Below are 20,168 nucleotides of genomic sequence, written 5' to 3'. Positions count from 1 at the left end.
ATTCTTTATGCAGCTTTGTGCAAACTTCGTAAATCTTTGTGAAACTACTTTAACTAAAATACAAAATCTCTTAACAGTTCTAAAATCTCGTTAATTTCATCTTGAGAGTTATAACTATGAATGCAAAAACGTAAACGCTCTTGTCCCTCCGGAACAGTTGGCGAAAGAATTGGTTTCACATCAAAACCTTTATCCTGAAGTTGCTGTGCCAATCGTTTTACGTTTTCATTTCCCGGAACAATTGCTGATTGTATGGCAGATTTGCTTCGAACAAACATAGGTTTTAAACCCAGTACGTTTTTTTGTTGATTGAACAAAACAATATTCTGACGTAGTTTTTCGATGGTTTCTTTTTCAACTTCCAGTTGCTGATAAGCTACCCAAATTGTGGCTACAGAATGAGGAGATAATCCGGTGGTATAAATAAAGCTTCGGGCAAAGTTTACCAGATATTCCTTAAGATCTGTACTTCCTAAAATCACAGAACCATGACAACCTAAACCTTTTCCGAAAGTCATAATTCGGGCAAAGATTCTGTTATGCAATTGAAGGTATTGCATTAATCCTTCCCCTTTTTCTCCAAAAACACCTAAAGTATGTGCTTCATCAACGACAAGATAACAATTGAATTTCTCAGAGAGCTGAACCAATTCTTCTAAATTCGGACTATCTCCATCCATAGAAAAAACGGTTTCGGTAACAATATAAATATTTGTATCAGGGAATTTTAAGATAAGGCGCTCTAAATCTTCAAAATCATTGTGATTGAATTTATATGATTTTGCATTTGACATTACAATTCCGTCCCGTATAGATGCGTGACTTAGCTCATCATACAATATAACATCATTGCGCTGCGGTACAGCGCTAAAAAAACCAACATTGGCATCATAACCCGAATTAAAAATTAAAGCCGATTCAGCGTCATGAAACGCAGCAACAAACGTTTCAGCAATGTGATACAATGCATGGTTCCCTGAAATTAATCTTGATCCCGTTGCGCCATTCTGAAAAATTTCATTTTCTAATAAGCAGGCATGAGTCTGTTTAAAAATAGTTTCGGATTTAGAAAACCCAATATAATCATTAGAAGAAAAATCAATTAAATTATTAAACACAGGCAATTTCCTAAGCGAATTGTTCTGTTTACGATTTTCAAGCTTTTGAATTAGATTTTCTGGTAATTTCATAAAAGCAAAGTTATGAAATTGAAGTTGATATTAAATCAACAGCGGACTTGTTATCGCCCGCTGCTTTTTAATCTGATTTTAAATTGCACTTATAAAAGGGGATTGTCTGATATATTTTGAGTCAATCATTTCCCGAACCATAAATTTCGCAATATCAAATGCACTGATTTTATCTCCCAAGCAATCTTCCAGACTTATAGAAATCTCAGAACTTATAGCTGTAAATTCAATAAACGGAACCCGAACTTGTGTCCAATTTACGTTGCTTAGTTCTAACCAATTATAGGCTTTTTGTCGGTCTTCCTGAATTATCGGAAAATTGGTTTTCATCCAATCGGTCGCCATTTGTGTTTTGGTACTTTTTTTGTCAAATGGAGTCTCAACATTAAGACCCGCTAATAAAACATAACGCTGGATTCCGTAGTCATTCATTACTTGCAAAATGTTCTTTGTTGCTACACTTGCGACCAAAGGCTCTTCTTTACGTTGTCCGATAGTGCTAATAATGGCTTGGCAATCCTTAAGCAATACTTGTATAGATCCAAGATCAAGGGCATCGCCTTGGATGATTTCAATTTCCGGATTTTGAAGAGTAAAGTTGTCTGGATTTCTCAGCAAAAGTTTCACGCTAAATCCTTCTTTTAATAACTGGTTTACAATATAATTTCCAGTTCTTCCGCCACCGCCTAAAACAGCAACTTTTTGTATATTTTTCATATATTCTTTATAAAATTCGACATAAACAATTTGCGTTTTATCAAGTGGATAAAACGAAACAATAAAAACTTACTGAGCTTTTATTAAATAATCAATATTTTATAAAGAGATTTTAATAGTTCAAATATACGGGTTTTGATAAATAAAAAAAAGCCATTCACCGCAGCAAATGACATTTAAATTTATTTTGAAGTAAACCCTTTATTTATATTAATAAATTGTATAGGTCACAGAAGTACTTGTGGTGCTATTAATTACATAGTTAGTAGTAACTGGAAGTCCACGTGCAATAAGATCACGTTCAACAGCCGTAATTGGTTATTCGCAACAACTATTCCATGGAGCTGAACGCGTAACGCCATCTACAATATTTAAAGCTTCAATCTTTTTTTGAATTTTAACTGAAACTCTACTATCATTATTAGAACTTGTAGTTAGCGACATCGTCCCAAAACCCAATGCTATTACCAGCATTCCTAAAAAAACTTTTTTCATAATAAATATTTTATATGTTAATAGAACTACAAATATATATTATTTCCTTAATTTTCTGACAAAAAAACAAAACAATCCTCTGTCTATTAAATACTTATAAAAAAAACATGAGGATAAAATGTATTTCGCAAGAAGAAATGGCGCAACAAGTCAATGTTCCAAAATCACCCTTTGGAGGGCCTGAAAAGTGCGAAGTACAAAATGAGATAAAAAATGGAAGCTATTTTATTTCAGATAAAACACAAAAAAGCCTGACGATTAAGTCAGGCTTTTCTTTATAGATATTAATCGTCTTAGTCAACTAAAACAATTACTTTATTGTCTTTCATTTCGATAGTACCTGACTCAATTTCTAATGTATAAGTTTGGTCATTTACTCTAGTAAATTTACTCGCTATTTCTTTAGAAAAATTAAAACCCGGAGCTGCAATTTTTACAGTTCCTTTTTCAAGAATAGAAACAATAGGAGCGTGATTATTCAATATTTGAAAGCTTCCATCAACTCCAGGCAATGTAACGGATGTTACTTCTCCTGAAAATAATTTTGCCTCTGGTGATACTATTTCTAAAATCATTTTTCTTTTAGTTATGAGTTATAAGTTATGAGTTATAAGTGAGCAGAAACTCAAAAACTTATAACTCACAATTCATAATTATATTAAGCTTCAGCTAACATTTTTTCTCCAGCTTCGATAGCATCCTGAATAGAACCTTTCAAGTTGAAAGCTGCTTCAGGAAGATGATCTAACTCACCGTCGATAATCATGTTGAATCCTTTGATGGTATCTTTAATATCAACCAAAACTCCAGGAATCCCTGTAAATTGCTCCGCTACGTGGAAAGGTTGAGATAAGAAACGTTGAACACGACGTGCTCTTGATACTGATAATTTATCTTCTTCAGATAATTCCTCCATACCTAAGATCGCAATAATATCCTGCAATTGTTTGTATTTTTGAAGAATCTCTTTTACTCTTTGTGCACAGTCATAATGCTCATTTCCTAAGATTTGAGGAGTCAAAATTCTTGAAGTAGAATCTAACGGGTCAACCGCAGGATAAATACCTAACTCAGCAATTTTACGAGACAATACAGTTGTAGCATCTAAGTGAGCAAACGTTGTTGCAGGAGCAGGGTCAGTTAAATCATCCGCAGGAACGTAAACCGCCTGTACAGATGTAATAGATCCTTTGTTTGTAGAAGTAATACGCTCTTGCATAGCTCCCATCTCTGTTGCCAAAGTTGGTTGGTATCCTACTGCAGAAGGCATACGTCCTAAAAGTGCTGATACCTCAGAACCTGCTTGTGTAAAACGGAAGATATTATCAACGAAAAACAATACGTCTTTACCTTGATCAGTTCCTGCTCCATCACGGAAATATTCCGCGATAGATAATCCTGAAAGTGCTACACGGGCACGAGCTCCAGGAGGCTCATTCATTTGTCCGAAAACGAAAGTAGCTTTAGACTCTCTCATTCCTGGCATATCTACTTTAGATAAATCCCATCCTCCATTTTCCATAGAGTGCATGAAATCATCACCATATTTTATAATTCCTGACTCTAACATCTCACGAAGCAAGTCATTTCCTTCACGTGTTCTTTCACCTACTCCTGCGAATACTGAAAGTCCACCGTGACCTTTTGCGATATTGTTGATCAACTCCTGAATCAATACTGTTTTACCAACACCGGCACCACCAAACAATCCAATTTTTCCTCCTTTTGCATAAGGCTCAATCAAATCGATTACTTTGATACCTGTAAATAAAACTTCTGATGAAGTTGAAAGATCTTCAAATCTAGGTGCTTGTCTGTGAATAGACAAACCATTTTCTCCTGTTTTTGGCAAGTTTCCTAAACCATCAATTGCATCTCCAATTACATTGAATAATCTTCCATATACATCCGGACCTATTGGCATTTGGATTGGATTACCCGTTCCAACTACTTCATATCCTCTGCTTAAACCGTCTGTTGAGTCCATAGAAATGGTACGCACAGTGTTTTCACCGATGTGAGATTGTACTTCTAGAACTAACAATGTTCCGTCTTTTTTAGTGATTTCTAGTGAATCATAAATTTTTGGAAGTTCAACATCTTTACCGTTGAAAACTACGTCAACTACTGGTCCAATGATTTGAGCAACTTTTCCTATTACTTTTGACATTACTTATGTATTTATTAAATAGCTATTTAGGTTTATCGAAAATACCTCTTTTTTCAGAGCGCAAAGATAATTTTTTAAAATATAAAATCAATATTTTTTTTATAAAAAATACTACGATTTTGTTTGATTCCTAAAAGGAAGGCTTCAAATACCGAAAACAGTAATTTTTATTTAAATAAAAAAAGCCACTACATTTTAGAAATGAGTGACTTTCGTACTAAAAAAATGGGCATTACTGAATCGTTGCCGGATATTGAATTGGATATAATCCCAAATCAACATGACGCAACGTAGATTCATATTTTGCATTAATGGCATCTATAAAAATATTGGCTATTAAACCATAGCCTCTTGCACTTGGATGCACTCCATCTAAAGAAAAAGCTCCACCCGTTACATAAGTAGACGACATGGTAAAGTTCCCAAAACGAACCCCTCCGCTGGACAACTGTGTCATCACAGCACCTGTATCTACAAAAGCCAAACCTTTTTCATCTGCAATTTTTTTAATTGTTACATTATAAGCATCTGTCGCTTTTTTTACTTCGGCAATTTCGTCTTTGGTCAACACCCAATTATCAGCCAATGGTACTGAAAGCCCATTTACTTTTGTTGCATCTCCTCCAACTGTGGTTCCAATAAATGTTCTGGCTGACAAAATTACCAAATCCTCTTTAGTTGCTTGTCTATAAGAAGGAAGACCGTAAGCCGCAAGATTCGTTAAATAACTATCCACAACAACCACAGCATTATTTCCCGCTATAAAATTTATTGTTCTCCTTGTTGCTTCTTCCTGAGTTAATAATTTATTGGCAACCATTTGTTTTAAGCCTCCATTATAAACCGCATAACCTGCATTTAATTGAGTAGCCAAAGCAGCCGTAAGCGGAGCCGGATTAAAAGGAACTGTAGTAAAATAAGGCAAAGTTGTAATGTAAGGCAAATTAGCCACCACTCCTTTTGCTCCTTTTGCCGTCAGACTCGTAACCAAATTGGAATAAACACTTGCAAAAACAGTTGGATCTGTAATATCACTACTTCCATAAGTAGCCGGATTCATATTTCCTGTCTGATCTTTTCCAATTCCTCCTGAAGTTGCATAAGCTAAAACATCATTCCCTCCAATAAACAAAGAGAAGAATGTTGGATTTTGCACTAACGCATCGGCTAAAATTGTAGTTGAAGGCGAACTGGCAAAACGAGCAAAATATGGGTTTGCAGCACCGCTCGCAACTCCCGCAACATTTCCGTAACCAGGCGCTATCAAATGAAAACTTTTTGCTCCGGGAACTCCCAAATTGCCAAATGTACCCGTAAGATGTGCTGTTACTTCTGTCGTTGGCTTTCCGGAAACATTAACCGGAGCCTGGCCGTTAAAATACAAACGTGTTGCAGCTACAACATTCCCGCCCAGGAGCAATCCGCCCAGATTGTCGTTCATCAACGGAGTAGCAAAAGCGCCCCCTCCGGCAGCAACAAACTGTTGCGCCATAATATTCGTATAAGACCCTTCCTGTCCTTTTTTGAAAAGAGCGTTATCACTATAACCTGCTGCAAAAGAATCGCCAAGCGCAATGTATTTCGTAAAAACCGCGGACCCGGGAACAACCGGCACTTCTGCCGGAGTATCACTACTATCATCATTATTACACGCTACCAAGGTTAAGGAAACCAATAATAGCCATTTCATATTTTTTATCATGTTATTAAGTTTAAAATTATTACCTCTTTCTGATTATTTTATTTAGAAAAAATTAAAAAGAAAGAACCTGCTTCATCTCACTACTTCGTATGATTATGGATTAATTGTCCAGGAAACAAACCATTGCTGACCAATTGCTCCGGCTCCAATTACCTGAATATAATCTGATCCAAAAAGATTCGTTGCCCCAACTTTAATAACTGATTTCAGTTTTGGAAAAGCATAATTCACCTGAGCATCAAGAACTGTGTTTTCCGGAACGATTCCATCCCCGAAGGAAGATTGCCATAAGTACTCCGTATTCCATCTCACATTAACATTAAAACCTAAATTTTTAATCACTTTAGCATTTCCAAGAGACGCTTTGATTCTATGTTTCGGTGTATTAAAACCTGCTATGAAACTTGGATCATCCGCTTGATTAAACTCAAATTGAGCATAATTATAATTTACCCCTAATTCAAAATCTTTATAAATCTTTTTAGACACACCAACTCCAAAACCTAGTGAAGAAACCTGAGCAGTTGTATTGGTATAAACCTGATACACTCTTCTGTCTCCAAACGCTAATGCCTGATAGGTTTGTTGTACAGCAGGATTAGAAGAATCCGTTCCTACAGTTCCATAGTATGGAGATATTACTCTCGCAGTATTCATAAAATCATTATAAATATTATAATATACATTTAGATCTATCGATAAATCATTTTGAACAACGGAACGATACCCAACTTCAAAAGCCTGAACCTGTTCCGGTTTCACCAATCCAATATTCGCCACCTGAAGATCACCAGGATTTGCGGAAGCTGCAAACGCCTGAACAGAAGCTACCGTATACGCATTATGATACGCATTTTGACCCGACATCCCTATTGTAGCAGGTTGCCCTGCTATTGCCTGACCTGCCGCACTCACATTTACTGTTTCCTGAAAACGATCTAAATTTTCCGGAGCCGAACCAATTAAAGCAAACGGCCCTAAATCTAAACCAATATATTGATCTTGTGTTGTTGGATTACGAAAACCCGTTTGATAAGACAATCTGAAATTATGTCTTCTGGATTCTCCTGCAGAATACACAAATGAAACTCTTGGAGAAACATTCCCATCAAAATTTTGACTTTTATCGTAACGCAAAGATCCGGTGAATTTTAATCTGTCATCCAGGAATTTTTTAGTCAATTGACCGTATGCACCGTATTCTCTATAACTAATCGGCCCATTATAATCTGTAAAAATTGTTCCTTCAGAATCCATTACATACTCTCTCCAGGAACCACCTACCTGAACTTCTGCCCATTTAATCATATCTCTAAAATTGTAATTCACATCAGAGTGATACAATTTTGAGTGATCGATAAATTTAGCTCCCTGAGTTAAATCCGGATTTGAAATAACCTTTGCAAGCGCACTATTAAATTGAGCGGATCCCGGCTCAAACCTAGCCGAACCTGTAGGTTTTGGGATAAATGAAATAGCAGCAGGAAGTACATTATAATCTGCAAAATTTCTGGCAATTGCAGCAGATTCATTTGCATTTGTTCCCATCACAGCACCAGATAACTGATACGCTGTTGCATAATTTGTAAACCACTCCTGATCTGACTTCGCAGCCCTGTTTACGTTCCAGGCAGCGAATCTCATATCATAAGAATTTCCGGCATCTTCATCAGTAGCGTATACTCTCGCAAAGAAATTTTTTCCTTTTACTTCGATTTTTCCTTGCTGCATCATGAAATCTTTTAAAGCATACCTATTGGCGCCTTGATAAATGGTACTCCCCAAACCAATTTTATATTGCATGATAATCTCAGTGTCATCAGCAAAAGGTTTTATATGAGCAGAAAAATCTGCTTTTACATTTTTTACTTTATTATCTGTCAAATCTTGCTCACGATATCCCGTTCTGCTTACCTGTCCTACATTTGGGATAAAAGTAGTTACCTCGTCACCGTAAATATTCAATCCATCATAGTTTTGATTATTGGCATGACCTACAGAACCACCAGTCATACTTCTTGTATCAGCAGCAATCCATTCTGTCGCCTCCATATATGTGAAGTTGGCTTTTAATGCAAAATGTTTTGTAAATGCTTTTGCCGCTCTTATCCCAAAATCATTATAGTCGTTAGTTCCTGCAGCTTTCTGGGTTGTTTGCCCATATTTATAATAAACACTAATTCCTTCATCCGTAAAAGGACTCTTACTATTCATAAACAAAATACCATTAAAAGCATTTGCACCATATAATGCAGAAGATGCCCCTGGCAAAAGTTCGACATTTGCTACATCTAAATCCGAGATCCCGATCAGATTTCCTAACACGAAGTTTAATGCCGGGGAAGAATTATCCATTCCGTCCACCAACTGCATAAAACGTGTATTGGCCACAGAGGCAAAACCGCGTGTATTTATAGATTTAAAAGAAATACTACTCGTATTGAAGTTTACTTCTTTTAAATTTTCTAAACCATCATAAAAAGTGGGAGCAGTGGTACTTCTAATTTCCTGAATTCCCATTCTTTCAATGGTAACAGGCGATTCAATTACCCTTTCAGGTGTTCTGGAAGCAGAAACTACAATTTCGTTTAGTTTGGTTTCTTCGTCTTTTAAAGTCACATTCACTTTTTGGCTGACCGATGTGACACTGATTGTTTTAGTTTCAAATCCAACTGCCGATACTTTAATTGTAAAAGGCAATTTAACAGCAGTACTCAATTTAAATGTACCGTCAAAATCGGTTGAAGTACCGCTTCGATCTCCTACAATACTAATATTAGCACCAGGAATAGATTGTTTGTTACCATCAGTAACAGAACCAGTAATTGTATTCTGCGCAAAGGATATTCCGCTGAACAACAACATAATTAGTAAATATACTCTCATTTAGGTTTGTTTTTGGTTAGTTTATCTAGCCAAAATACAAATATTTTTAATATTAATAAAAAAATGTTAAAAAAAATAAATATTCTATATAAAATTAGTTACAATTTTAACTATTCATCAATGGGTTTTGTTAGATTAAAATCAAATAACAAACTACAAAACCCAAAATACTATGCACACATATAATTTTTAATCAAAAAAAATGAGGATTTAATAAAAATATAACACAAAGAAAAAAAATCTGACAATAAAAAAAAGCGAGATATAAATCTCGCTTTTTTAACATATAAAATATTTTAATAAAATCTACTCTACAGTAACTGATTTTGCTAAGTTTCGCGGCTGATCAACATTACAGCCTCTCATCACAGCTATATGATAAGAAAGTAACTGTAATGGTATCGTCGTAATCAACGGTGATAATGCATCTGAAGTTTCAGGAATTTCAATTACATAATCCGCTAATTCACGAACCTGAGTATCGCCCTTAGTAACTACAGCGATAATTTTACCACTTCTTGATTTTATTTCCTGAATGTTACTTACAATTTTGTCGTAGTGCCCTTGCTTAGGTGCAATAACAATAACTGGCATATGCTCATCAATCAAAGCGATCGGCCCGTGTTTCATTTCTGCAGCAGGATATCCTTCAGCATGAATATAAGAGATCTCCTTAAGTTTTAAAGCTCCTTCTAATGCTACCGGGAAGTTATACCCACGACCTAAGTACAAACAGTTTGGCGCATCTTTGAAAGCTGCAGCAATCTCTTTTGCTCTCTCATTTGTTTCTAATGCTTCAGCTACTTTTTCCGGAATTAATTCTAATTCCTGTAAGTAAGCGTGAAAATCAGGATTTGACAAAGTCCCTTTTGCTTTCCCTAATCTCAGCGCAATCATCGTTAAAACTGTGATCTGAGTGGTAAAGGCCTTCGTTGAAGCTACACCAATTTCCGGACCTGCATGTGTATAAGCACCTGCATGACTTTCTCTTGAAATAGAAGAACCAACAACATTACAAACTCCAAAAACAAAAGCTCCGTTTTCTTTAGCCAACTTAATAGCCGCCATAGTATCAGCTGTTTCTCCAGATTGAGAAATTGCAATGACAACATCGTCTTTGTTGATAATTGGGTTTCTGTATCTAAACTCAGAAGCATATTCTACTTCTACCGGAATACGGGTAAATTCTTCAAAAATATACTCTGCTACCAAACCTGCATGCCATGATGTACCACAAGCAACGATTAAAATACGTTTGGCGTTTAAGAATTTTTCCAAATTATCCTCAACACCAGCCATCTGAACAATTCCCTGATTAGCGTGAAGCCTACCTCTGTAAGTGTCTTTTATAACACTTGGCTGTTCGTAGATTTCTTTAAGCATAAAATGATCATAACCCCCTTTTTCAATTTGCTCCAAATTCATTTGAAGCTCCTGAATATAAGGATCAACTAAAGAGTCATCTTTGATTTTTCTAACTTTAAGAGGCTTGTGCAATCTAATGTTTGCCATCTCACCATCTTCAAGATAAATAGCATTTGAAGTATATTCAATAAAAGGTGAAGCATCAGAAGCAATAAAATATTCTCCCTCACCAACACCAATTGCTAACGGACTACCTAATCGCGCGGCAACAATTTCGTTTGGATTTTTTTTATCAAAAACAGCAATTGCATAAGCACCCACTACCTGATTCAAAGCAATCTGAACAGCCTTACCTAATTTTAATCCTTCTTTCTTTTGAACTTCTTCAATTAAGTTCACTAAAACTTCAGTATCAGTATCTGATTTAAAAGTATACCCTCTTTTGATTAACTCTTCTTTAAGAGGGGCATAATTCTCAATAATTCCATTGTGAATGATGACCAATTCTCCAGAATTAGAAAGATGCGGATGAGAGTTTACATCATTTGGCACCCCGTGTGTCGCCCAACGTGTATGACCTATTCCTATAGTACCACTTGTATTAAAATTATCTTTGGCTTTAGCTTCAAGATCTGAAACTTTACCTTTTGTTTTACAAACTTTTACACCAGTTTCATCATCATATAACATGACACCGGCACTATCATAACCTCTGTATTCGAGTCGCTTTAGCCCTTTTATAACAATAGGATAAGCCTCTCTATGACCGATATATCCAACAATTCCACACATATATTATTTATTAATTTGGTTTCGTGTAGTAAACTTGCAACTGTAGTCTTTTAGCATAATTTGCATCAGTTGAAGGAATACTCCCTCCAAACAATATCGTCCCTAATGGACTCATTATTGAAGATCTTGGAGCATCTGAAAAGTATTCAGTTGGCTTATCAGAATCAATTAAGATTCTATTTTTCAATTTACCTGAAGTTATTGTATTAATATCTCCGGTCACCGCTAAACCTAATCTCACATTCTTTACAGTTGCATCTTTTATAAGATTACGAATATGACTCGTTAACCTAATTTTGTATGTTGTACCTCTTTTTGTAGTAGCATCTACATTAATGATCCCACTATAAATAACTTTAGTCATTTTAGCATCAGCTGTAATACTTGAAGTTCCATCTGATAAATAATCTGCAATCGGTAAATTATTATCTAAATCATATAGATAAATTCTTTTTGGCTCATAAGCCCCGGCCATCTTATCTGAATCAATAGAAAAAACAAAATTAGCTTCATTAACTAACCACTTTTTATATTTAATATTATTTCTAATTTCATCTAATTGATCAGGAACACCATTCGGACTATTTACTAAAACTCCGTCGTCACTATAACTTATTAAATCCGTTTGACCAAAAAGCTTAATCACAGCAAGCGAACCCTGACCTCCCTTTAAATAAAGTCTTTCATCTCCGGTTTTGTAATTTCTATTTGCTACTGCATTTGCATAAACAGGATTTTTATTATCCTGATACAAACTAGCCTGAGCTCCGTTTAAATTAATAACTAATGATTTATCCTCCATCGTTTCATCAGGATCTGTAGTAATAGCAGTCTTAGCTTTGTACTTAATCGTGATTTTACCATTAGAGGCAGCAAAATTTAATAATGCCAAATTTGACGGGCTGCTTCCGGATTTTTCTACTTTAAAATATATACCTCTAAAATATTCCTGAAAAATAGCAGCAGAAGAAAGTTTTGAAGCCGGGGCTTTTAGAATTTTGTTTAAAAAGAATGTTTTATTCAGATTCAAACGCATTTCCGGCGCTACATAAGTATAAGTATATGTTTTTACAGCAGCAGCTGCATCGACTACTGTTGAATCTTTTCTTTGTGCAGCACTAAAAAAGAAGGCATCATTTTGTGCCGGATCAGTATCATCATTTAATCTTGCTCCAATTTTACTTGTATCAAAATTGATAGCATCTGTACCTGAATCCTGATCTGTATAATACAATTGAGCAAATTGCGAACCTCCATCAAAATAAGAAGAGCGCATCTGAACTCCTGACTCGTAAACACTTAATTTAATTTTCCCCTTAGGATCTCCATAAATAGAATCTAACGCATAAACATTACCTCCTTTAGGATCTGCAGCAGTTATATGATAAAAATACGGAATACTAAGTACTACACTTTCTACTTCCGGAGCCTCACCAATAGTCGGTGCATCTACTGCCAAAGCAACCTGAGACACAAAATTCGATGTATTGGTTCCAAAAACTGAATTATCATAAATACCCAAACCATTAACTGTCAATCCGTTTGACTGAACCGGAGTTACTTCCTGATTATACGCTAAAACATCATATTTTTCAGACTCAAGACCAAAATGATCGTCCCCGATCAAACCATCTCCAATCGCATTAAAATCTTTATCACAAGAATATAAAAGGACAACTGTTGCTACTAATAGAATTTTCTTAATAAAAGAAGTATTATACATGTTTAATAATAATGTTAAATTTTAAAGACCCATCGTTTTATAGAAATTTGTATACGCTTCAGCGAACGCATCTTTCGTGGCGAAAGGTAAAAAAGGTTTTCCTGAAGATTCTATAAATTTTGTTAAACTTGGGGATACATTTTCAGACGCTATAATCACAGCATCAGAGTGTAATATGCTAGCTTTTAAGATATTTTCGTAATTAGGCGTTTCTAAATCCGAGATGGCTTCGTGAGGCACGCCATCAAATTTTACCTTATTTATCATTTCTAAATCGAGATTTTCATCAAAAGATTGCCCATAAACAGAGGTAACAATTTTAGTTTCAGAAAATAAAGCTTCATTCTTATAATAGTGCTTCATATAAATTGGCAACATTGCAGCTAACCAACCATGAACGTGAATGATATCCGGAACCCAATTTAGTTTTTTCACCGTTTCAACAACTCCTTTAGCAAAAAATATCGCTCTTTCGTCGTTATCAGGATATAGAACTCCTTCTTCGTCAGCAAAAGTTGCTTTACGTTTAAAATATTCATCGTTATCAATAAAATAAACCTGAATTCTTTCTTTTGGAATTGAAGCCACCTTGATAATCAACGGCATATCTAAGTCATTCACTACCAAATTCATTCCTGAAAGTCTAATAACTTCATGCAACTGGTGTCTTCTTTCGTTGATATTTCCATATCTTGGCATGAAAATTCTTATCTGGCCTCCCTGATCGTTGATCATTTTTGGAACGTCATAAGACATTAAAGAAACCTCATTTTCAGCCAAATAAGGCACGACTTCAGATGATACATATAATATCCTCTTATCTTTCATAATAGTATTTTACTTAATTTTTGGTAATAAAAACGTTGCAAAATTACAAAAATTTATGCAGTTTATAACTAATATATTATGTTTGCACTAAATTTTAATAATACTGCCATGCATATTTTCTACGGTAAAGTAGCTCTGATAGCCTATTTAAAAACTATCAAAACCACAAATTCAACCATCGGATTTGTACCAACAATGGGCGCTTTACACCAAGGTCATCTGGCGTTAATGCAAAGATCTATTAAAGAAAACGACGATACAGTTGTGAGTATTTTTGTCAATCCAACCCAATTTAACAATCCAGAAGATCTTGAAAAATATCCAAGAACGCTTGAAGAAGACGTAAAAAAAATGCGCAACTTAAGTGACAAAATGATTTTATACGCACCCTCTGTAGATGATATTTACGAAGGACATACCATTTCGCAGTCATTTGATTTCGACGGACTGGAAAATCAAATGGAAGGAAAATTCAGACCGGGACATTTTAACGGAGTTGGCACCATTGTAAAACGTTTGTTCGAGATTGTCACTCCAACAAATGCTTATTTTGGAGAAAAAGATTTTCAACAATTGCAAATTGTAAAGAAAATGGTCGAAAAAACCAACTTACCAGTAAATGTAGTGGGTTGTCCTATTTTCAGAGAAGACAATCAGTTGGCCATGAGCTCCCGAAACGAGCGATTGACTCCTGAAGAACGAAAAGAAGCTGCTATAATATATAAGACACTCACCGAAGCAAAAGAAATATTCAAAACCAGCAGTCCCGAAGAAACTATTAAATTCGTAGAAAATTCTTTCAAAGACAACGAGAGATTTGACCTTGAATATTTTGTAATTGCTGACGAATCTACATTATTACCGATTGATCATAAAAGTAAAGACAAAAACTACCGTGCATTTATTGCAGTATTTGTTAATAATATAAGGTTGATTGACACCATTTCATTAAATTAATTTACCTTTGCAACATGCAAATTCAAGTTATAAAATCAAAAATTCATCGAGTAAAAGTAACTGGAGCTGATTTAAATTATATTGGCAGTATTACTATTGATGAAACATTACTGGAAGCCTCAAATATTATTGAAGGTGAAAAGGTATCTATTGTAAATATCAATAATGGCGAGCGTTTTGAAACTTACGCCATAAAAGGAGAGAAAAATTCAGGCGAGATCACGCTGAATGGGCCTGCTGCCAGAAAAGTTCAAAAAGACGATATCATTATCATTATATCTTATGCAACCCTGGAATTTGAAGAAGCAAAAACCTTCAAACCATGGATCATTTTCCCTAATGAAAACGATAACTCACTGACCTAAGCTTTCATTTTACACCTTGTAATCCTCTTTTCTTTGTCAAAAATTATTTTTTGAACAAACAAATCCTCTTTTACCTAAATCAAAATAGATCTAAGGCCCCACAACTTCGTTGCTTTTTTTAAATTCCTACATAAACAAAAAAGCAAATAAAGTATTATATTGCTACACTATTTCAATACTTTTCAATTCACTGAAATGCCCAAATCATGAAAAAAGTTTACTTACTATTTATTTTAATTTCAATTTCTGCCTTTTCACAGAAAAAATTCGACAACATTCAATCTGTCAAACTGGGAGAAGAAAGAAGAATAACCATCGGACTTCCTGCTTCTTACGAAGCCAATCCTGAAAAAAAATATCCTGTTTTATACTTATTAGACGGAGATTATTTATTTGATCCCTTTTCAGGAGCCATAAGTTATGGAGTCTATTGGGACGATTTACCTGAAATGATTATCATAGGTGTTCATCAAAATAAAGACGGCGAACGTTTCGAAGATACTACCACTGACCAGAATAATGGATTGCCTTTTGAGAAAGGTGCACAATTTTTTGAGTTTATTGGAGCTGAATTGGTTCCCTATATTGAAAAGAAATACCGTACAACACCTTTCAGAATTATTGCCGGTCATGATATAACAGCAAGTTTTATCAACTTCTATTTGTATAAAGAAACACCTCTTTTTAACGCTTACATTTGTTTAAGTCCGGAATTGGCACCTAAAATGGAAGTTCGCATTCCGGAGAAATTCGCTAAAATCAAGGAGCCATTCTTTTACTACCTGTCTGCAGCAGATGGTGACATCAAAAAGATCAAAGAACCAATAGAAAAATTAGACAGCAATATTAAAATCGCTAATAATCCGTTAGTAAACTATAAATATGATTTATTTAAAGGTACAACGCATTATACAGAGGTTTTACATTCGATTCCAAGTGCCTTATATCATATTTTCGAAGTTTACAAACCTATTAATTCTGCTGAATACAATGACAAAATTGCGATTCTACAAACAGGATATGCTGATTATCTGGAAAATAAATACACCACTATGTCTAAAGTTATGGGAGTTAAGATTCCGGTTAGAATGAGTGATTTTAAAGTAATCGAAAACATCATCCTAAGAAACAAAGCTTATGATGAATTAGGTAAAATGGCAGAAATTGGAAATGTTAATTATCCAAAAGCCATGTTAGGTGAATATGAGCTGGGATTGATGTATGAAAAAATGGGAGATCCGAAAAGGGCTTCAAAAAAATACCAAAATGCTTCTCAAATGGAGCCTATTGGCGATTTGAACAAAGACTTGATGTACGAGAAAATCGACCAGATGAATACACTTGCAAAAACCGGTAAATAATGTCAAAAGTTAAAACTTCCTTTTTCTGCCAGAACTGCGGAACCCAATATGCCAAATGGCAAGGGCAATGCAATGCCTGCAAAGAATGGAATACTATTGCTGAAGAAATCATTCAGAAGCAGGAAAAAGTAGCCTGGAAAAGCGAACCGACTTCAAACGGAAAAGCTCCGCGCCCTTTAAAAATCAATGAGATCGATTCTGCTCAGGAAATCCGTATGGATACAACTGATGGCGAATTAAATCGTGTTTTAGGGGGTGGAATCGTTCCGGGATCTTTAACCCTTTTGGGGGGTGAACCTGGAATTGGAAAGAGCACACTTTTACTTCAGATATCTTTAAAATTACCTTACAAAACTTTATACGTTTCCGGAGAAGAAAGTCAGAAACAAATAAAAATGCGTGCCGAAAGAATCACGCCCAACAGCGACAATTGTTATATTTTGACAGAAACTAAAACGCAAAATATTTTCAAACAAATTGAAGCGATTCAGCCTGAGATTGTTATTATCGACTCGATCCAGACTTTACACACAGATTATATCGAATCAACAGCCGGAAGTATTTCCCAAATCAGAGAAACTACTGCCGAACTCATCAAGTTTGCCAAAGAAACAAACATTCCGGTTATTTTAATCGGACATATTACCAAAGACGGAAACATCGCGGGACCAAAGATCCTGGAACATATGGTCGATACCGTTTTACAATTTGAAGGCGACCGAAACCACGTTTACCGAATTTTACGTTCTCTAAAAAACCGTTTTGGCTCAACAGCAGAACTTGGAATTTACGAAATGTTAGGCAGCGGTTTGCGAGAAGTAAGCAATCCCTCAGAAATTTTGATTTCGCACAAAGACGAAGAAATGTCGGGAACCGCGATTGCTACAACCATGGAGGGCATGCGTCCGTTGATGATCGAAATTCAATCGCTGGTAAGTACCGCAGTTTATGGAACTCCGCAACGAAGCACAACAGGGTATAATGCCAAACGCTTAAACATGATTTTGGCAGTTTTAGAAAAAAGAGCCGGATTTCGTTTAGGCGCAAAAGATGTCTTTTTGAATGTAACCGGAGGAATTTCTGTTGATGATCCTGCAATTGATCTGGCTGTTGTTGCCGCCATTTTATCTTCAAATGAAGATATTCCGGTAACAAAAGGCTTCTGTTTTGCTGGCGAAGTTGGGCTTTCCGGAGAAATTCGACCTGTAAATCGCGTGGATCAACGTATTCAGGAAGCCGAGAAACTAGGTTTCACTACTATCTTTGTATCTAAGTACAACAAAATTGCTTTAAAAAACACCGGAATCAAAATTGAGCTTGTAGCTAAAATTGAAGATGTAGCAGGCATTCTTTTTGGGTAATCTTATTTTTTTGCCACGACTCGAGCGATAGCGAACAGGTGAAGCAATTACACAAATTAAAAACGAATTTTTATTTAAATTTAATTCAAATTCATATGTTAATGCTACGTATAATTCGGGAAATTAGTAAAATTCGTAGTAAAAACTAATGTTCACAAAGCGAACATTCCTTAATTTTTTATGAAATTAACTTTATGAAATTTCCAAAACAAAAAATATACAAAGCACTTCTAATACTCGTAATAGTATTGGTAGTGCTTTTTTTAGGTTTCTACTTTTTTCGTGATGCACTTTTAAAACAGGCTATTTCGAAAGTAAAATCTAAAATGAACACCGAATACAACAGTACTTTTTCTGTAAAATCAGCCTCGTTTGATGGTTTGTCAGGCATTAAACTGACCGACGTAATTTTGGTTCCTAATAATGCCGACACACTATGCCACATTCAGAAAATAGAAACCAGCATTAGTTTGTCTAATTTATTGATTGGCAATGTTCAGATAGGAACTTTAAAAGTCAACAACGGTTATATACAATTGGTCAAAAAAGGAAACATCCGTAATTTTGATGCTTTTCTGAAAAAAGACAAAGCCGACTCTGATAAAAATGAAAAACGCAAATATGCTACTTTTGCGTATCGAATTATTTCAAAATTACTGAATCTGGTTCCAACAGACATGAAACTGGAGCATCTGAATTTCAGGATCGATGATAATGGTAAAAAGACTTCTATTGCTGTAAATAAACTCGTTTTAGACAACAAACAACTCGAAACCAATCTTCATGTTCAAAGCAAAGATTTTGATCAGCGCTGGAATATTAAAGGATTTGCAGACCCGAGAAATAAAAAAGCAGATATTCGTTTCTTCAATTTGGATACAGGTGCAATCCGGGTTCCGTATTTAGACGAACGTTATAATTTAAAAGCCAGTTTTGATTCCATTCGCCTGAATGTTCAAAACATAGAGAAAGACGGAAGCGAATTGCATATTGATGGCTTTACCTCCATCACCAATTTAAAAATCAATCACTCAAAAATTGCAAGCAAAGATGTCGTTATTAAAAATGCCCGTTTTGATTATCGCTTTTTATTAGGTGATAACTTCATCTCGATAGACAGTACTTCGACAATGCAGCTGAATAAGATAAAAGTGAAACCTTATATTTCGTACAGTACTGAAAAAGATACGATTTACACGTTGAAAGTGGATATCCCGAAAATGAAAGCGCAGGACTTTATCGTTTCATTGCCTGATGGTCTGTTTACGCATTTTCAGGGAATGCAAGCAACCGGAAATTTTGACTACAAACTGGATTTCAAATTCAATAAAAACAAACCGAATACGTTAGTTTTTGATAGTAAACTGAACAAAGAAGATTTAAAAATCACCAAATACGGAGAAGCTGACCTTAATAAATTAAACGGTGAATTTGTATATCGTGCTATCATCCAGAACGTATTACAACGCCCGGTTTTGGTTGGAAATGCGAATCCGAATTACACACCATTAGATCAGATTTCGCCTTATTTACGAAAATGTGTCCTAACAACAGAAGATCCGTCTTTCTTCTCACATCGCGGGTTCATCAATGAAGCTTTCAAGCAATCTATTTTAAAGAATATAAGAACCAAAAAATTCTCGCGCGGGGCTAGTACTATCAGTATGCAGCTGATTAAAAATGTATTCCTGACCAGAGAAAAAACTCTTTCGCGTAAGCTGGAAGAAATTTTACTGGTTTATATTCTGGAGAATAATCGTGTGGTAAGCAAAGAAAGAATGCTCGAAGTATATTTCAACATTATCGAATGGGGACCAAATGTATACGGAATTGGTGAAGCAAGTCATTTTTATTTCCAGAAAAATCCTTCTGCTTTAAATGTAGACGAATGTTTATATTTGGCCACTATTATCCCAAAGCCCCGAAAATTCATGTATCAATTTAATGATGAAGGAAATTTGAAGGATTATGCATTGAAGAATCAAAAATTCTTAAAGAATTTAATGTTTCGCAGAGGACTTTTAGTTCCTGAAGATACTCTTGGGCAACTTCCGGTTTATATTTCAGGAAATGCCCGTTCGTTAATACGAATTAAAGCTCCGGACTCTACAGCAGTTCCTGCAGATTCTTTAGCTATTGGAGATGAATTTGATTTGTAAACACAGATTTTACATAAAACGTTTATAAAAAAATTCCACAAACTTTCACATTTTAGATTAGTGAAAATTTGTGGAATTTGTGTTTATTCTAAACCTG

16 protein-coding genes are annotated in these 20,168 nt (G+C 35.2%); 6 read left to right on the top strand and 10 right to left on the bottom strand.

What is annotated here, in order from left to right; genetic code table 11:
- Positions 1-53 precede the first annotated feature (53 nt).
- The 3 genes from ACQY44_RS13885 to ACQY44_RS13875 form a co-directional block, all read right to left on the bottom strand.
- Positions 54-1,190 (bottom strand): aminotransferase class I/II-fold pyridoxal phosphate-dependent enzyme, encoded by a 1,137-nt coding sequence (locus tag ACQY44_RS13885; protein ID WP_428230923.1) that lies wholly within the window; start codon positions 1,188-1,190, stop codon positions 54-56.
- A 78-nt stretch (positions 1,191-1,268) separates the two neighbouring features.
- Positions 1,269-1,907 (bottom strand): NAD(P)-dependent oxidoreductase, encoded by a 639-nt coding sequence (locus tag ACQY44_RS13880; RefSeq protein WP_428230922.1) that lies wholly within the window; start codon positions 1,905-1,907, stop codon positions 1,269-1,271.
- A gap of 318 nt (positions 1,908-2,225) precedes the next feature.
- The gene (locus ACQY44_RS13875) at positions 2,226-2,402 is read right to left on the bottom strand and encodes a hypothetical protein (protein WP_428230921.1); all 177 of its coding nucleotides are present in this window, start codon (positions 2,400-2,402) and stop codon (positions 2,226-2,228) included.
- Positions 2,403-2,509: 107 nt separating this feature from the next.
- Between ACQY44_RS13875 and ACQY44_RS13870 the strand changes: the two genes are divergently transcribed.
- Entirely contained in the window at positions 2,510-2,683 is a 174-nt protein-coding gene (locus tag ACQY44_RS13870; RefSeq protein WP_428230920.1) for a hypothetical protein, read from the top strand.
- Between the two features lie 12 nt (positions 2,684-2,695).
- On the opposite strand, the gene ACQY44_RS13865 is transcribed toward ACQY44_RS13870, so the two are convergent.
- From ACQY44_RS13865 to ACQY44_RS13835, 7 genes are all read right to left on the bottom strand, one after another.
- Entirely contained in the window at positions 2,696-2,977 is a 282-nt protein-coding gene (locus tag ACQY44_RS13865; RefSeq protein ID WP_428230919.1) for a F0F1 ATP synthase subunit epsilon, read from the bottom strand.
- An 83-nt stretch (positions 2,978-3,060) separates the two neighbouring features.
- Entirely contained in the window at positions 3,061-4,572 is a 1,512-nt protein-coding gene (gene atpD, locus ACQY44_RS13860; RefSeq protein WP_099709938.1) for a F0F1 ATP synthase subunit beta, read from the bottom strand.
- Positions 4,573-4,804: 232 nt separating this feature from the next.
- Positions 4,805-6,274 carry an SGNH/GDSL hydrolase family protein gene (locus tag ACQY44_RS13855; RefSeq protein ID WP_428230918.1) on the bottom strand — a complete coding sequence of 490 codons (1,470 nt, stop codon included), beginning with the start codon at positions 6,272-6,274 and terminating at the stop codon, positions 4,805-4,807.
- A 93-nt stretch (positions 6,275-6,367) separates the two neighbouring features.
- A complete protein-coding gene (locus ACQY44_RS13850) occupies positions 6,368-9,160 on the bottom strand; it encodes a TonB-dependent receptor (RefSeq protein WP_428230917.1) in 2,793 nt (930 codons plus the stop codon).
- Positions 9,161-9,466: 306 nt separating this feature from the next.
- Complete coding sequence (glmS, locus tag ACQY44_RS13845) at positions 9,467-11,317, bottom strand: glutamine--fructose-6-phosphate transaminase (isomerizing) (RefSeq protein WP_428230916.1); 1,851 nt, start codon at positions 11,315-11,317, stop codon at positions 9,467-9,469.
- Positions 11,318-11,327: 10 nt separating this feature from the next.
- Positions 11,328-13,040 (bottom strand): DUF4270 domain-containing protein, encoded by a 1,713-nt coding sequence (locus tag ACQY44_RS13840; protein ID WP_428230915.1) that lies wholly within the window; start codon positions 13,038-13,040, stop codon positions 11,328-11,330.
- A gap of 21 nt (positions 13,041-13,061) precedes the next feature.
- The gene (locus ACQY44_RS13835) at positions 13,062-13,868 is read right to left on the bottom strand and encodes a glycogen/starch synthase (protein WP_428230914.1); all 807 of its coding nucleotides are present in this window, start codon (positions 13,866-13,868) and stop codon (positions 13,062-13,064) included.
- A 78-nt stretch (positions 13,869-13,946) separates the two neighbouring features.
- Here ACQY44_RS13835 and panC point away from each other — a divergent pair, with 78 nt between their 5' ends.
- From panC to ACQY44_RS13810, 5 genes are all read left to right on the top strand, one after another.
- Positions 13,947-14,825 (top strand): pantoate--beta-alanine ligase, encoded by an 879-nt coding sequence (gene panC / locus ACQY44_RS13830; protein WP_428230913.1) that lies wholly within the window; start codon positions 13,947-13,949, stop codon positions 14,823-14,825.
- 14 nt (positions 14,826-14,839) lie between these two features.
- Positions 14,840-15,190: an aspartate 1-decarboxylase gene (panD, locus tag ACQY44_RS13825; RefSeq protein WP_026727479.1), complete on the top strand. Its 351-nt coding sequence runs from the start codon at positions 14,840-14,842 to the stop codon at positions 15,188-15,190.
- 206 nt (positions 15,191-15,396) lie between these two features.
- A complete protein-coding gene (locus ACQY44_RS13820; RefSeq protein ID WP_428230912.1) occupies positions 15,397-16,551 on the top strand; it encodes an alpha/beta hydrolase in 1,155 nt (384 codons plus the stop codon).
- The gene (radA, locus tag ACQY44_RS13815) at positions 16,551-17,912 is read left to right on the top strand and encodes a DNA repair protein RadA (RefSeq protein WP_428230911.1); all 1,362 of its coding nucleotides are present in this window, start codon (positions 16,551-16,553) and stop codon (positions 17,910-17,912) included. The genes ACQY44_RS13820 and radA overlap by 1 nt, the downstream gene beginning before the upstream one ends.
- A 194-nt stretch (positions 17,913-18,106) precedes the next feature.
- Complete coding sequence (locus tag ACQY44_RS13810) at positions 18,107-20,071, top strand: transglycosylase domain-containing protein (RefSeq protein WP_428230910.1); 1,965 nt, start codon at positions 18,107-18,109, stop codon at positions 20,069-20,071.
- Positions 20,072-20,168: the final 97 nt, after the last annotated feature.

It is taken from the genome of Flavobacterium sp., assembly GCF_965277525.1.
In the GTDB taxonomy this organism is placed as follows: Bacteria; Bacteroidota; Bacteroidia; order Flavobacteriales; family Flavobacteriaceae; genus Flavobacterium.
This window is presented reverse-complemented; position numbering and strand designations above follow the sequence as displayed.

Excerpts from the sequence above, each read along its gene's own strand:
- ACQY44_RS13835 (WP_428230914.1), bottom strand. The coding sequence starts at position 13,868 with ATGAAAGATAAGAGGATATTATATGTATCATCTGAAGTCGTGCCTTAT.
- ACQY44_RS13875 (WP_428230921.1), bottom strand. The coding sequence starts at position 2,402 with ATGAAAAAAGTTTTTTTAGGAATGCTGGTAATAGCATTGGGTTTTGGG.
- ACQY44_RS13810 (WP_428230910.1), top strand. The coding sequence starts at position 18,107 with ATGAAATTTCCAAAACAAAAAATATACAAAGCACTTCTAATACTCGTA.
- ACQY44_RS13855 (WP_428230918.1), bottom strand. The coding sequence starts at position 6,274 with ATGATAAAAAATATGAAATGGCTATTATTGGTTTCCTTAACCTTGGTA.
- panC (WP_428230913.1), top strand. The coding sequence starts at position 13,947 with ATGTTTGCACTAAATTTTAATAATACTGCCATGCATATTTTCTACGGT.
- ACQY44_RS13865 (WP_428230919.1), bottom strand. The coding sequence starts at position 2,977 with ATGATTTTAGAAATAGTATCACCAGAGGCAAAATTATTTTCAGGAGAA.
- ACQY44_RS13820 (WP_428230912.1), top strand. The coding sequence starts at position 15,397 with ATGAAAAAAGTTTACTTACTATTTATTTTAATTTCAATTTCTGCCTTT.
- ACQY44_RS13850 (WP_428230917.1), bottom strand. The coding sequence starts at position 9,160 with ATGAGAGTATATTTACTAATTATGTTGTTGTTCAGCGGAATATCCTTT.
- ACQY44_RS13840 (WP_428230915.1), bottom strand. The coding sequence starts at position 13,040 with ATGTATAATACTTCTTTTATTAAGAAAATTCTATTAGTAGCAACAGTT.
- glmS (WP_428230916.1), bottom strand. The coding sequence starts at position 11,317 with ATGTGTGGAATTGTTGGATATATCGGTCATAGAGAGGCTTATCCTATT.
- ACQY44_RS13870 (WP_428230920.1), top strand. The coding sequence starts at position 2,510 with ATGAGGATAAAATGTATTTCGCAAGAAGAAATGGCGCAACAAGTCAAT.
- radA (WP_428230911.1), top strand. The coding sequence starts at position 16,551 with ATGTCAAAAGTTAAAACTTCCTTTTTCTGCCAGAACTGCGGAACCCAA.
- ACQY44_RS13885 (WP_428230923.1), bottom strand. The coding sequence starts at position 1,190 with ATGAAATTACCAGAAAATCTAATTCAAAAGCTTGAAAATCGTAAACAG.
- ACQY44_RS13880 (WP_428230922.1), bottom strand. The coding sequence starts at position 1,907 with ATGAAAAATATACAAAAAGTTGCTGTTTTAGGCGGTGGCGGAAGAACT.
- panD (WP_026727479.1), top strand. The coding sequence starts at position 14,840 with ATGCAAATTCAAGTTATAAAATCAAAAATTCATCGAGTAAAAGTAACT.
- atpD (WP_099709938.1), bottom strand. The coding sequence starts at position 4,572 with ATGTCAAAAGTAATAGGAAAAGTTGCTCAAATCATTGGACCAGTAGTT.